Source organism: Amycolatopsis sp. NPDC114503 (assembly GCF_055633655.1).
The window spans coordinates 284947-298323 of the sequence record NZ_JBVKDT010000006.1 but is presented as its reverse complement, the minus strand read 5'-3'; the positions used below and the strand labels follow the sequence as shown (position 1 = coordinate 298323).

Here is a 13377-nt window from a genome sequence, read left to right as displayed (position 1 = left end):
ATGGCGAAAATCGTGGCCATGGAGGTCCGGGACGTCCGGTTCCCGACGTCGCGCGACCTCGACGGTTCGGACGCGATGAACCCGGATCCGGACTATTCGGCGGCCTACGTCGAACTGCACACCGACGCCGGACCGGACGGTTACGGCCTCGCGTTCACCATCGGCCGGGGCAACGACGTGCAGGCCGCCGCGATCCGCGCGCTGGCACCGCATGTGGTCGGCCGCGATGTGCCGGAAGACGCGGAAGCGCTCGGTGCGCTCTCGCGGGCATTGGTCGGCGACTCGCAGTTTCGTTGGCTGGGACCGGAAAAGGGCGTCGCGCACATGGCGATCGGCGCGATCGTCAACGCCGCGTGGGATCTCGCCGCGCGCCGTGCCGGACTGCCGCTGTGGAAGTTCGCGTCGCGGATGACGCCGGAGGAACTGGTGTCCCTTGTGGACTTCCGCTACCTCTCGGACGCGCTTACCGAACAGGAAGCGCTCGACATCCTGCGCGCCGCCGAATCCGGGAAAGCCGAACGAATCGCGCGGCTCGAGGCCGAGGGCTATCGCGCGTACAGCACGTCGGCGGGCTGGCTTGGCTACTCCGACGCGAAACTGGTGCGGCTGGCCGAACAGGCCGTCGCCGACGGTTTCGAGATGATCAAACTCAAGGTCGGCGGGAATCTCGAGGACGATGTCCGGCGGATGAAGCTGGCCCGTGAGACTGTCGGCGCGGACATCCGGGTCGCGGTTGACGCGAACCAGCGCTGGGATGTAGCGACGGCAGTGTCGTGGATGACCGCGTTGGCACCGTTCGATCCATATTGGATTGAAGAACCGACCTCGCCGGACGACGTTCTCGGGCACGCGGCCATCGCGAAGGCGCTCGCGCCGATCAAGGTCGCTACCGGCGAGCACGTGCAAAACCGGGTGGTGTTCAAGCAATTGCTGCAGGCCGGTGCGATCGACGTGCTGCAGCTGGACGCCGCACGTGTCGGTGGAGTGAACGAGAATCTCGCGATCCTGTTGCTGGCGGCCAAATTCGGTGTTCCGGTGTGTCCGCACGCCGGTGGGGTCGGGCTGTGCGAGCTCGTGCGGCATCTGTCCATGTTCGACTTCGTGGCAGTGTCCGGTTCGGACGAAGACCGCAGCATCGAATGGGTTGACCACCTGCACGACCACTTCACCGACCCGGCCGTCGTGCGCGACGGCCGCTACCTCGCTCCGACCGCACCGGGCTTTTCCGCGCGCATGCACGACGCTACGCTGCGCCGGTTCAGCTTCCCGGACGGTCCTGAATGGACGGAGAACGCGCAGTGAGCGAATTCGACGGCCTGGTCGCCGCAGTCACCGGCGGCGCGTCGGGCATCGGCCTGGCCACGGCGAACCTGCTGGCCGAGCGCGGCGCGCGGGTGGCTGTGCTCGACCTCAAGACCGACGAGGTTCCCGAGCCGCTGACCGGATTCCGCTGCGACGTGACGTCCGACGCCGAGGTCCGCGCCGCTGTCGACGCGGTGGCCGAACGCTTCGGCCGCCTCGACATCCTCATCAACAACGCGGGAATCGGCGCGCAGGGCGACGTCACCGCGAACGACGACGACGAGTGGCACCGCGCGTACGACGTGAACGTGGTCGGCATGGTGCGCACGGCTCGGGCTGCGTTGCCGCACTTGAAAAACTCGCCCGCGGCGGCGGTCGTGAACACCTGCTCGATCGCCGCGTGGGCCGGATTGCCTGCACGGGCTCTGTACTCGGCGACGAAGGGCGCGGTGCTGTCGCTGACCCTCGCGATGGCTACCGACCATTTGCCGGACCGGATCCGCGTCAACTGCGTGTGCCCCGGCACCGCGGACACCCCATGGGTCGGCAGGTTGCTCGACACCGCCGCGGACCCCTCAGCGGAGCGGGAAGCACTCGCTGCCCGCCAGCCGATGGGAAGGCTGGTCACCGCGGACGAGGTCGCGAACGCGATCGCGTACCTGGCCAGCCCGCTCTCGGCATCGACTACCGGCACCGCGCTCGCGGTGGACGGCGGCATGTACGGCCTGCGTCCGCGCGGACCCGTGCAGAACTGATCTGCTTAGCCAAAAAGGCCTGTCATCAAGGAGGATGCGGTGCGTACGAAGGTGATCCGGCTGGCTGCCGCGGTGGCCGCCTGCGGTTTGGTGCTCGGTGCGTGCGGGTCCACTAAGGACAAACCGGCGACCGCGGCGAGCGGCGGCGGCACCGGCAAGGTCGGGGCGACGCTGCCCCTGCTGACCTCGCCGTTCTGGCAGGCCTACAACAAATACGTGCCGCAGATGGCGAAAGAGCAAGGGCTCGACGCGCTGCCCACGGTGAACGCCGACAGCGACCCGGCGAAGCTCATCACGGACATCGGCACGCTGCTGAACCAGGGCGTGAAGGGGCTCGTCGTCACGCCGCTCGACTCGGCTGCGGTTGTCGCCGGGCTGAAGCAGGCCGAAAACAAGGGTGTCCCGGTGGTCGCGGTCGACGTCGCGCCGGAGAGCGGCAAGGTCGCGATGGTGGTCCGCGCGGACAACAAGGCGTACGGAACCAAGGCGTGCGAAGAAATCGGCAAGCGCGTGAAGAGCGGCAAGGTCGTGCAGGTGATGGGCGACCTCGCGTCGGTCAACGGCCGCGACCGGTCGGCGGCGTTCCGCGAGTGCATGAAGCAGAAGTACCCGGACGTCAAGGTGCTCGAGGTCGCCGCCGAATGGAAGGCGGACAAGGCTTCGTCCGGTTTGGACAGTCTGCTGACCGCGAACCCGGACATCAAGGGCGTGTACATGCAGGCGGGCGGCGTCTACCTCGCGCCGACCGAGCAGGCGCTCAAGCGCAAGAACCTGTTCTTCCCGGTCGGCGACCCGAAGCACGTGGTGCTCGTGAGCAACGACGGCATCCCGCAGGAACTCACCGCGATCCGCAACGGCGAACTCGACGCGACCGTCTCGCAGCCCGCTGACGCCTACGCCAAGTACGGCATGTACTGGCTCAAGAAGGCGATGGCGGGCGAGACGTTCAAGCCAGGCCCGACCGACCACGACTCCACGATCGTCGAGATCAGCCCCGGCATCCTGGAAGACCAGCTGCCCGCGCCGGTCGTGACCAAGGACAACGTGGACGACAAAGCGTTGTGGGGTAACAACCTGTGAGCGCGCCGGTAGTGCAGGCGGACGGCGTCGGGAAGCGGTACGGGCCAACCGTGGCGCTGCACGACGTTAGCCTCACCGTGCGGCCCGGCGAGTCACACGCACTCGTCGGCCGCAACGGGGCGGGCAAGTCCACCCTGGTGTCCATCCTCACTGGACTGTCCGAAACGGACACCGGCAGTGTTTCCTTCGGCGGCGTCCGAGCTCCTTCGCTGTCCAAACAGGACGACTGGAAGGCGCGCGTGGCGTGTGTGTACCAGCACGCGATGGTGGTGCCGCAGCTGACGGTCGCGGAGAATCTTTTCCTGAACCGGCAGGCGCAGGGTGGGTTCTCGATCGGCTGGAAGAAGCTGCGTCGTCAGGCGCGAGAGCTGCTGGACTCCTGGGACGTCCGGGTCGATGTGGACACTCCGGCGGGTGATCTGTCCGTTGAGGACCGTCAGTTCGTCGAAATCGCTCGCGCGTTGAGTTATGGTGCCCGGTTCATCGTGCTGGACGAGCCGACCGCGCAGCTGGACAGCCAAGCCATCGAACGGCTTTTCGACCGCATGCGGCAAATGCAGGAGAACGGCGTCACCTTCCTGTTCATCTCGCACCACCTGCATGAGGTTTATGAGGTGTGCCAAGCGGTTACCGTCTTGCGGGACGCTCGGCACGTGCTCACCGCACCCGTCGACGAGGTCAGCCGCGCGGCGCTGGTCGACGCGATGACGGGGGAGCAGGGCGGCCTCGCTGTACGCGACGCTGCCACCCGCGACCCGCTGGCGGCGGACGCCGAAGAGGTGCTCACCGTCGATGACCTGTCCGGCGACGGTTTCCACGACGTCTCGCTGCGGGTCCACCGCGGCGAGGTAGTCGGCCTCGCCGGCAGCAACGCGAGCGGTAAACACCAGGTCGCCGAGACGGTGTACGGCCTGCGCGCCCCTACTTCCGGAACCGTTGCCGTAGATGGAAAACGCCTGCCGCCAGGCGACATTCCGGCTGCCCTGCGCGCGGGCATCGGCTGTGTCCCCAGGGACCGGCACCACGAAGGTCTCGTGCTGGAACACTCCATTATGGACAACGCGACTCTGTCCGTGCTCGACCGGATGGGCCGCGGCGGTCTGGCGTCCCCGAAAGTCCGCCGCGAACGCGGCACACGCGCTTTGAGCGATTACGACATCGTGGCAGCCAGCCCGGACCAGCCCGTTTCGGATTTGTCCGGCGGAAATCAGCAAAAAGTAGTGCTCGCCAGGGCCTTGGAGAGCGACCCGCGCGTGGTGGTGCTGATCAACCCCACCGCGGGAGTGGATGTGAAGTCGAAGGAGGCTCTGCTCGCGGTCGTGGACCGGGTGCGGGCCGAGGGGAAGGCGGTGCTGCTCGTGAGCGACGAGCTGGACGATCTGCGCCTGGCCGACCGGGTGCTGGTGCTGCGCGCGGGTGCGGTGGCCGCCGTCCACCAGGCCGGCTGGTCCGACGGGGACCTGGTGGCGGATATCGAAGGAGTCGGGCTCCATGACTGACCTGATGAGCGACCCGCAGACGGCGCTGCCCGCGGTGCGCGCGAAGCGCCGGAAGTCGGCGTGGCTGCGCGAACTGGCGCTGCTGCCCGCGCTCGTGGTGGTGTTCGTGATCGGCGGGCTGATCAGCGACACGTTCTTCACCTTCGACAACATCATCAGCATCCTCTCCGCGGCGGCGGCGTTGTCGCTGGTGGTGCTGGGCGAGTCGCTGGTGCTGCTGACCGGCAAGTTCGACCTGTCGCTGGAATCCACGATGGGCATCGCCCCGGCGATCGGCGCGATGCTGGTCATCCCGGCGGCGTCCTCCGGCTTTGGTACTGAATGGCCCTCGGTGCTCGGCCTGGTGGCGATTCCCGTGGTGGGCGCGTTGATCGGCTTCGTGAACGGCTTCCTGATCGTGAAGCTGAAGCTGAACGCGTTCATCGTGACGCTGGCGATGCTGACGGTCCTGCGCGGAACCCAGATCGGCACGACGAACGGCAAGACGCTGTTCGATCAGCTGGACGCTTTCACCGCGTTGGCGACGACGACGTTCGCCGGGCTGCCCATGTCGGTGTGGCTCGCGGCGGTGCTGTTCGTGGTCTTCGGGCTGGGCCTGCGCTACCACCGAGTCGGCCGCTCACTGTACGCAATCGGCGGCAACCGAGAAGCGGCACGGGCCGCGGGCATCCGGGTGGACCGCATCTCGTGGGCGGTGTTCGTGGTGGCCGGGGTACTGGCTGCCATCGGCGGTCTCGCGTACACGGGCTACGTCGGCGCTCTCGGCGCCGACCAGGGCGACGGCCTGATCCTGCAGGTCTTCGCCGCCGCGGTGATCGGCGGCGTTTCGCTGGACGGCGGCCGGGGCACGCTGGTCGGGGCGCTGACCGGGGTGCTGTTGCTGCAGTCGGTGGACAGCCTGCTGCGCATCGCCCAGGTCCCGGCGGAATGGCTGAAGGCGATTTACGGCGGGATCATCCTGATCGCGTTGATCATCAGCCGGTATGCCGGCGGAAAGCCCCAGACCTGATCGGCGGAGGTTCGGTGATCATCCGACCTTCTTGGCGGGTGGCCTCGGTGGGTGGCTCGATGGGTGGCTTGTGGGGGCGCAACCTGGTGGGCGGTCCGACGGGCGGCCTGTGGGGCGCCTCGGCGGGGGGCTTGTCGGGCGGTGCGGTCGCTGGCCGGGTAGGCGGTTTGCGGGGCCGTAACCCGGTGGGCTGTTCGGCGGGTGGCCTGCGGAGTGTCCCGGCGGGCGGTTTGTTGGGCAGTGCGGTGGCTGGCCGGGTAGGTCGCTTGTGGAGCCGTAACCCGGTGGGCTGTTCGGCCGGTGGTCTGGGGAGTGTCCCGGTGGGTGGTTTGTGGGACTGCACGGTGGGTTGCCCGGCGGGTGACCTCTGGAGTGGCCCGGCGGGTGGCCGGTTGGCAGATGCCGTGGGCGGCTCGATAGCTGGCGCTGTCGTTGACTCGACGGGCAGTCTGCGGGAAGGCCCGGCGGGCGACCCGATGGCTGGCGCGATGACAGGCGCGGTGGCTGGCTCAGCGAGGCGATCCGTGAAGGGGCTCTTCATCGCACAAGGGCCGGAGCCGATGAAGGGACCCCTCATCCCGCCGGTCAGCGAACGAGGCTCCGCCGCGTCAGTCGAGCGCGCGCGATGGGTCCGTTCGCCCTTCCCGGTTTGGTCCCAGACGATCCCCGTCCCGCCCCAAGCGCGAAAGTCCGCGTCGCACCGACCGGGCGTGCGTGATGGGTCCATTCGTTTCGCCCGGCATGGTGTGAAGGGTCCCGTCACTCCCATCGTGCAGGTGCGAAAGTCCCCCTCGCTCCAACCAAACGCGAGTGAAGGGTCCCTCCACTCCATACGACAAGGAGTGAAGGGACCCTTCACCACAACGAGCCGCGCAGAAACCGCCACCGGTCCCGTTCGGTCGGGAACGGCCGCTCTTGCCGCCTGGCGAGGAAATGACTTCGTGTCCGTTCGGCTGGGAACCAGTGCCGTGCCCGCTCGGTCAAGAACCGATGCCGTGCCCGTCCAGTCAGGAACCGCAGCCCCTGCCGTCTGGCGAGGAACCGACTTTGTGCCCGTTCGGCCGGAAACCGGCGCCGTGCCCGTCCGGCCGGGAATCGATGCCGTGTCCGCTCAGCCAGGAACCGCCGCACTCCCTGGCTGGTCAGGAAGCGGCAGGTTCGGCGTCATCGCCAGCGGCGGCGTCATCCTCGACGAGGGTGCTGCGCAGCCACTGCTCCACTCCGGCCACGTGCACCGTCGCCCACGAGCGGGCCAGTTCTGGTTCCCGGGCGGCGATCGCGTCGTAGATCGCGGCGTGTTGTTCCCGGGTCCGGGCGACCGCGCCTTCTTGGGTGAGGCCGCGCCAGATCCGGGCTCGCGCCGTCGGGCCGGAGAGGCTTTCGAGCAGCGAGCACAGCACCGGGTTGCCCGAGCCGTCCGCGATTTTGCGGTGGAACTGCAAATCATTGGCCACCAGCGCTTCGACGGTCGGCGATTCCTCCAGTTCGCCCAGCATCGCGCCAAGCTCGGCGACGTCCTCGTCGCGCATGTGCAGAGCCGCCATCGCCGTCGCCGCGGGCTCCAGAATCCGCCGTACGGCAAGGAAATCGAGCACGGTGTCGTCGCGGTGAAAATCGACGACGAAGGTCATCGCGTCGAGCAGCAGGTTCGGCTCCAGGCTGGTGACGTACGTGCCGTCGCCCTGGCGCACGTCCAGCACCCGGATCAGGCACAGCGCCTTCACCGCTTCCCTCAGCGAACTGCGGGACAGCCCCAGCCGCTGCGCCAGCTCGGCCTCCTTGGGGAGCCGGTCGCCCGGGGCCAGCTCGCCCGAAATGATCATGTCCTTGATCTTGTCGATCGCGACATCGGTGACGGGCATCGGGACCGCCCTCCCTGCAGAGACCTCGGATGTTTACCCCCTACAGCGTGCCACGACTCCCGTCAGGAGGAACGATGACCCATAGCCCGGCGCCGCAAACGGTCGCATTGCGCACCCGGCTCAAGCCCGGAACGGAGAAAATCTACGAGGAGGTGCACGCGGTGATCCCGGAGGATCTGGACGCCGCGCTGCGCCGCGCCGGGGTGCGCTCGTGGCGGATCTGGCGTGACGGGCTCGACCTGTTCCACTTCGTCGAGGTCGACGATTTCGAGCAGATGCGCGCGAAACTCGCCGACGACCCGGCTGACATCGCGTGGCAGAAGCGGATCAACGAACTCCTCGACCTCGACCATTCCGACGTCGCCCACGGTCTCGGGCTGGTGTGGCAACTCCCGGCGGAGGCGTGACCGTGGACCTTCCTCCGCTGGGACTCGGCGGCGCGCAGCTGGGCAACCTCTACCACGCGGTGCCGGACGAAACCGCCGCGGCGAGCGTGCGGCGGGCGTGGGACGAGGGGATCCGCTACTTCGACACTGCGCCGCACTACGGGCTCGGACTGTCCGAACGCCGACTCGGCGCTGTGCTGGCGGCGTACCCGCGCGACGAGTACGTCCTGTCCACGAAAGTGGGGCGGGTGTTGGAGCCGCGCGCGGTGGCGCCGGGGGAACGCGACGACCAGGGCTTCGACGTTCCCGGGACTTACCGCCGCCGCTGGGATTTCAGTCGCGACGGGGTGCTGCGTTCGCTGGAGTCGAGCCTGGAACGGCTGGGTCTCGACCGCATCGATCTGGTGTACGTGCACGATCCCGACGATCATTTCGAGGAAGCGGTTTCTGGCGCATTCCCGGCATTGCTGGAGTTGCGGGAGCAGGGCGTCGTGGGCGCGATCGGGGCCGGGATGAACCAGGCGCCGATGCTGGCGGAATTCGTGCGCCGGTTCGACCTCGACCATGTCCTGATGGCCGGTCGCTACACCTTGCTGAACCAGCCGGCATTGGACGAGTTGTTGCCGCTGTGCGTCGAACGCGGCGTCGGTGTCGTGGCCGGCGGCGTGTTCAACGGTGGCATTCTCGCGACTGAACAACCCGGCACTATTTACGATTACACGGCCGCGCCTGCGGATCTCGTTGAAAAGGCGCAGAAAATCGCGGAAATCTGCGCACGGCACGGTGTTTCCCTGCCGGAGGCCGCACTGGCGTTGCCGCGCACGCACCCCGCGGTCGTGTCGGTCGTCGTCGGCGCGCACGATGCCGAGCAGGTGTCGCTGAACGTTCGCCGCGCAGCGGCGAATATCCCGGCCGTACTGTGGGACGACCTCGCCGACGCCGGCCTGCTGAGGTCGGCCGCCCGCCCCGTCGTGTCCGGAGGAGCCCAGTGATCGATTCGCATCACCACCTGTGGGATCCGGCGCGCCGCGAGTACCCGTGGATGTCCGGCGACGCGCTGGCTCCGATCCGCAAGCCGTACACCGTCGACGACCTGCGCACGGTGACGACGGCGGCCGGCGTCCACGCCACCGTGTTGGTGCAGACCGTTTCGGACGAGGCGGAAACCGAGGAGTTCCTGGCCACGGCCGCTTCCGAGCCGCTGGTGGCAGGCGTGGTCGGCTGGGTCGACCTCGCCGCCCCGGACGTGTCCGATCGGCTCGCGCGGCTGCGCGAACTCGGCCCGCTGGTCGGCATCCGGCACCAGGTCGAGGACGAACCGGACCCGGATTGGCTGCTGCGCCCGGAAATCCTGCGCGGCCTGACCGCGGTCGGCGCCGCCGGCCTGGTCTACGACCTGCTGGTGGCACCGGCGCAACTGGCCGCCGCCCGGCAGGTCGCCGAACGCTTGCCGGATCTGCGACTGGTCCTCGACCACGCCGCGAAACCGGGCATCGCAGCCGGCGAATGGCAGCCGTGGGCAAACGGCGTCGCATCGCTGGCCGCGCACGAGAACGTGCACTGCAAGCTGTCCGGCTTGGTGACGGAGGCCGACTGGCGCGAATGGCAGGTTGGCCACCTGCGCCGCTACGCAGACCACGTTTTCGAGTCGTTCGGCGCGAACCGGGTCATGTTCGGCTCCGACTGGCCAGTGTGCGAACTGGCTGCAGCGTACGAAGTCGTACTGGACGCGGCGGTGTCGCTGACCGGAACGCTGAGCGACCCAGAACGGCTGGACGTCTTCGAGCACACGGCGGCACGCGTTTATGAATTGAGCTGAGAGATGCGGCGGGCTAAATCCAGAGTGCCGTGCGAAACAGAGCCTGTCGACCTATTCAGCGGTCCGCGGCGGCGTTCCAGCCGTTCGAGTGACGAAACCGGCTCAGAAGTCCTGGCCCTGCACCATCTCGCGGAGCTTGGACAGCGCGCGGTGCTGCGTGACGCGGACGTTGCCGGCCGAAATGCCCAGCGTCTCGGCGGTCTCGTTGGCGCTGAGGCCGACGACGATGCGCAGCGCCAGGATCTCCTGCTGCAGCGGGGCGAGGCGGGTGAGCAACTCCTGCAGACGGCTGCCGAGGTCGAGGCGCAGCGCGTGCGATTCCGGCTCGTTGCCGCCGGCGAGCGGGTGCTCGGGCAGCTCGGGAACCGGCTCGGAACGGTCGCGCGCGACGGCCCGGTAGGCGTCGGCGACCTTGTTGGCCGCGATCGCGTGCACGAGGTAAAGGAACGAGCCGCCGCGGTCCTGATAGTCGGGAAGGGCCTTGAGAACGGCCATGCAGACGTCCTGCGCGACGTCGTCGGCGGCGAGGTAAGAGAGGTCGCGGCCACCCATCCGGGCCCGGCAGTAACGGGCGACAACGGGGCGGAGCACGAGCAGCAAATCGGCGATCGCGGCTTGATCGCCCTTTCCCGCGGCGCGTACCAGCGGGTCGAGGTCTTCCTTGGTCAGGCGTCCACCGGACCGGGGCAGCGTCGCAGGGCTCACGTAGCCCGCGACGTCGGACACCGCAGTACGGGACGTCTTCGACGGTGCTGTCATGGTCGTCTCCCCGGCAACCCTGCGACCGTCGCTGTCTAGGGGTCAACACTCTGTGATGTTGCGATCGCAAGTACTCCAATCAAACGGGGGAGCACTGCGATCGTTGCGACGCTCCGTAACCTTAAGCGGCCGGAGGCCGACCGTCCACATTTCAACTACGAATACCCCGTTAGCAGCAGTGGTCTTGACACAAACGAGACCAGTCGACGCACAGTACGAATCCGGCCTCGCAGCATGTGCGGATGTCTGATTTTGTGCGTCACGAAGAGTGACGTCCGGGTAGCGCAACAGAGAGTGGTCGCACTGCGGGTAGAACGGGTTCCACTACCGTTGGTGATCTTGTGGTGCGTCCATTCGCCGTGTCCTGGCGAAAACCCACCAGCGCAGCACCGCGAACCGGACAACCCCGCCGACGAAACTGGCCGCGAGAAGCACCGCGGTTTGCTGCCCGGCTGAGGGGTGCGCGACGACGGCGTCGAGAGCCGCGAGGACGGCTGATCCGTAGCCGGCGTAGAAGGCGAAAGTGACGAGATCCTGAAGATGCCGCTTGCCCGCGCGGCTGCTCCGGTTGGCGAACGTGACGCGCCGGTGGAACTCGGTGTTGCCGACCGTCGTGATCGCGAGCGCGGCGAGATTCGCCCATTGCGCGCCGATTTCCGGGCGGAAGGCGAGGAAGAGGACGGCCTGCAGCCCGGTGGTGACGACACCGGCGGCCAGATACCAGGCCGCATGGCCACCGATCTCGCGGCGGCGGGCGGTGCGGTCGGCGGAGTGGGTCGGCCGATTATCGGCAACGGTCGGAGGTGCGGAATGAGCTGTGGAGACGGCGGCCGGGTTCGGGTGACGGCGGTGGGGGTTGGCTTCGGCTACGAGGTCCGTTGTGGCTCGGGGCGGGCGGCTGGCTTCAGCGGCGGTGTCGTTGGCGGGTTCAGAGGGGCGCGGGTCGGCGTCGCCAGGTGCCGGTTGGTGGTGAGTGCCGTTCGGATTGGCCGTTGAGCGGCGACTGGTGGCAGCCGGGCGCTGTGGTTCGGTGTTGGCGGTTACCGTCTCGCGGCAGGCGCCGTTCGGATTGGCCGCTGACGGGCGACTGGTGGGTTGGCTGGTGGCAACCAGGGGCTGCGGGGCGTCGTTAGCGGTTGCCGCTTCGTGGCGGGAGCGGTTCGGGTTAGCCGTTGAGTGGCGACTGGTGCTCTCTGACGGGAGCGGTTGGGCATCGCCCGTCGCCGGTTGGGGGTGATTGGCGTTCGCGGTGGTCGCTTGGTCGTGGCTGACGAGTTCGTCCCCGGGGCTGGGCGGCAGCGAGGTCGCAGGGGCAGTTGCCGTTTCGCGGCGATGCGCGGTCGAGTTCGCCGCCAGGTGGCGACGGGCGCTCTCGTCTCCGGGCTCCGGCGGGAGTGGATCGACGTCGTCTTCCGACGCCTCGTGGTAACCGGCGCTCGGATTGGCCGCCAGGTGACGACGGGCGTTTTCCTGACGTCGGTCGGCGTCGGAGTCCGGCGAGGCGCTCCGATTGTCAATCTCGTCGGTGAGCGCAGTCGGGCGGTCATCGGCAGCATGGCGCTGGTCAGCGAATTCCTCGAAGTCGCAGGAGCGACCCGAAGGCTCGTCGAGCGTGCGGTATTCCGGTATGGCGTCGATCGCGTCGTCGCCGAGCGGGTCGTTGCTGGCGGCGTCCGAGCCGGTTTTGCGCCGGGGGCGGAGTCCGATCCGGCCGCGCGGCATCCACCTGGTGGTGGTCATAGTTCTGACGCTAGCTCCGCTCAGCCCGCTGACGCCCTGGCTGACCGCAGGAACCAGTGTGATTCCGACGACAGCCGTTCGGCCCGTTTCACCGGAAGTCGCCTCGGGTAGCTCACCACGAACAATCCGGACTTTCGGGAGGTGCCCGTGAGCGGTTCCGGTGACGACGCTCTCCGCGAGAGTCAAGCACCCGGTGCGGACAGTTCCCACGACGGTTCGTTTAGCGCGCCCGCGCCCAGGGCTGCGATGCGTACGGAAAGTGACTCCGACGAGGTCCGTGAAAGTCAGCGTGCGGCGGAGCCGCCGGAGGTTCGGCCGCCGGTGTCCGGCGGGGCGGGCGAGGGGTCGTCCGGCATTGACATGGCCGGGGAGCCGGGCAGTGCGGGCGAGGGCGGACCGGAACCGTTCGACTCGGCCGGGTCCGGCTGGCCTGCGGATCCCAGACCGGGCGAGCGGGTCGACCACGGGGGCTGCACGGTCGCCGACGCGATCCGGTCGGCTATGGCCCGAAGATCCTGATCTCAAACGTATTTGTGACAGGTTCCACCGTCGCGGCACCGGTCTCGCGCTCACACTGCGCGACCGTCGTGCCGCCTTTAGCGTGAAAAACCACCCTGCAACCGACCGTGCGCATCCGACTGCGACGAAGGGAAGGCCGAAAGATGCTGACCGTTACCGAAGCCGCCGCCGAGGCGATCACCGCGTTGACCGCTGAACAAGGCACTGGCTCCGAAGAAAGCGGCCTGCGCTTCGCGCTGCAGAGCATGGAAGGCGACGGCGCTCAACTGGCGCTGTCGGTAGCCCCGGCCCCGGAGGACGGCGACCGCGTCGTCGGCGCCGACGGCGGGGCGAAGGTCTTCCTCGAGCCGCAGGCAGCGGCGTTGCTCGACGACAAGGTCCTCGACGTCCAGCAGGACGACACCGGCGACGTCGCCTTCGCCGTCCTGCCTCAGCAGCAGTCCGCCTGACGACTGCGCAAGCGCCCGGCCACGGGGTTCGCGCGGCGGTGTCCGTCGGCTGATCCCGTGTGCCGTTCGCCGGTGCTGCCGGAGGTCTCGCGACGTCCGGGCCCGGCGAGTTGATCGATGGCCGATCCCTGGGTGGCACTGCCGTCCAAGACCTGGGTTGTCCAAGACGGCTGCGTTGTTGACCAGAAGCGCTCCTGC

Annotated in this window: 12 protein-coding genes; 9 read left to right on the top strand and 3 right to left on the bottom strand. The window is 68.2% G+C overall.

Annotation, left to right across the window (positions count from 1 at the left end):
- From ACZ7OI_RS26825 to ACZ7OI_RS26805, 5 genes are read left to right on the top strand one after another with little or no spacing between them, the layout of a single operon-like run.
- Entirely contained in the window at positions 1 to 1302 is a 1302-nt protein-coding gene (locus ACZ7OI_RS26825; protein ID WP_470230755.1) for an enolase C-terminal domain-like protein, read from the top strand.
- The gene (locus tag ACZ7OI_RS26820; protein WP_470266926.1) at positions 1299 to 2057 is read left to right on the top strand and encodes an SDR family NAD(P)-dependent oxidoreductase; all 759 of its coding nucleotides are present in this window, start codon (positions 1299 to 1301) and stop codon (positions 2055 to 2057) included. The genes ACZ7OI_RS26825 and ACZ7OI_RS26820 overlap by 4 nt, the downstream gene beginning before the upstream one ends.
- Before the next feature lie 39 nt (positions 2058 to 2096).
- Positions 2097 to 3137, top strand: a complete 1041-nt coding sequence (locus ACZ7OI_RS26815) for a sugar ABC transporter substrate-binding protein (RefSeq protein ID WP_470266925.1) — start codon at positions 2097 to 2099, stop codon at positions 3135 to 3137.
- Positions 3134 to 4636 (top strand): sugar ABC transporter ATP-binding protein, encoded by a 1503-nt coding sequence (locus ACZ7OI_RS26810; protein ID WP_470266924.1) that lies wholly within the window; start codon positions 3134 to 3136, stop codon positions 4634 to 4636. The genes ACZ7OI_RS26815 and ACZ7OI_RS26810 overlap by 4 nt, the downstream gene beginning before the upstream one ends.
- Positions 4629 to 5645: an ABC transporter permease gene (locus tag ACZ7OI_RS26805; protein WP_344285916.1), complete on the top strand. Its 1017-nt coding sequence runs from the start codon at positions 4629 to 4631 to the stop codon at positions 5643 to 5645. Before ACZ7OI_RS26810 ends, ACZ7OI_RS26805 begins: the two co-directional genes overlap by 8 nt.
- 1142 nt (positions 5646 to 6787) lie before the next feature.
- Here ACZ7OI_RS26805 and ACZ7OI_RS26800 read toward each other — a convergent pair.
- Complete coding sequence (locus ACZ7OI_RS26800; protein WP_470266923.1) at positions 6788 to 7507, bottom strand: FadR/GntR family transcriptional regulator; 720 nt, start codon at positions 7505 to 7507, stop codon at positions 6788 to 6790.
- Between the two features lie 74 nt (positions 7508 to 7581).
- Here ACZ7OI_RS26800 and ACZ7OI_RS26795 point away from each other — a divergent pair, with 74 nt between their 5' ends.
- Genes ACZ7OI_RS26795 through ACZ7OI_RS26785 form a run of 3 tightly spaced genes read left to right on the top strand, consistent with a single transcriptional unit; the run spans position 7582 to position 9712 of the window.
- Positions 7582 to 7914: an L-rhamnose mutarotase gene (locus tag ACZ7OI_RS26795; protein WP_470266922.1), complete on the top strand. Its 333-nt coding sequence runs from the start codon at positions 7582 to 7584 to the stop codon at positions 7912 to 7914.
- Entirely contained in the window at positions 7911 to 8885 is a 975-nt protein-coding gene (locus ACZ7OI_RS26790) for an aldo/keto reductase (RefSeq protein WP_470266921.1), read from the top strand. The genes ACZ7OI_RS26795 and ACZ7OI_RS26790 overlap by 4 nt, the downstream gene beginning before the upstream one ends.
- A complete protein-coding gene (locus ACZ7OI_RS26785) occupies positions 8882 to 9712 on the top strand; it encodes an amidohydrolase family protein (RefSeq protein WP_470266920.1) in 831 nt (276 codons plus the stop codon). Before ACZ7OI_RS26790 ends, ACZ7OI_RS26785 begins: the two co-directional genes overlap by 4 nt.
- A gap of 102 nt (positions 9713 to 9814) precedes the next feature.
- Here ACZ7OI_RS26785 and shbA read toward each other — a convergent pair whose 3' ends face one another.
- Positions 9815 to 10471: an RNA polymerase sigma factor ShbA gene (gene shbA / locus ACZ7OI_RS26780; RefSeq protein ID WP_470266919.1), complete on the bottom strand. Its 657-nt coding sequence runs from the start codon at positions 10469 to 10471 to the stop codon at positions 9815 to 9817.
- A 324-nt stretch (positions 10472 to 10795) separates the two neighbouring features.
- A complete protein-coding gene (locus ACZ7OI_RS26775; protein ID WP_470267159.1) occupies positions 10796 to 11212 on the bottom strand; it encodes a GtrA family protein in 417 nt (138 codons plus the stop codon).
- Positions 11213 to 12873: 1661 nt separating this feature from the next.
- Between ACZ7OI_RS26775 and ACZ7OI_RS26770 the strand changes: the two genes are divergently transcribed.
- Complete coding sequence (locus tag ACZ7OI_RS26770; protein ID WP_470230765.1) at positions 12874 to 13179, top strand: iron-sulfur cluster biosynthesis protein; 306 nt, start codon at positions 12874 to 12876, stop codon at positions 13177 to 13179.
- Positions 13180 to 13377: the final 198 nt, after the last annotated feature.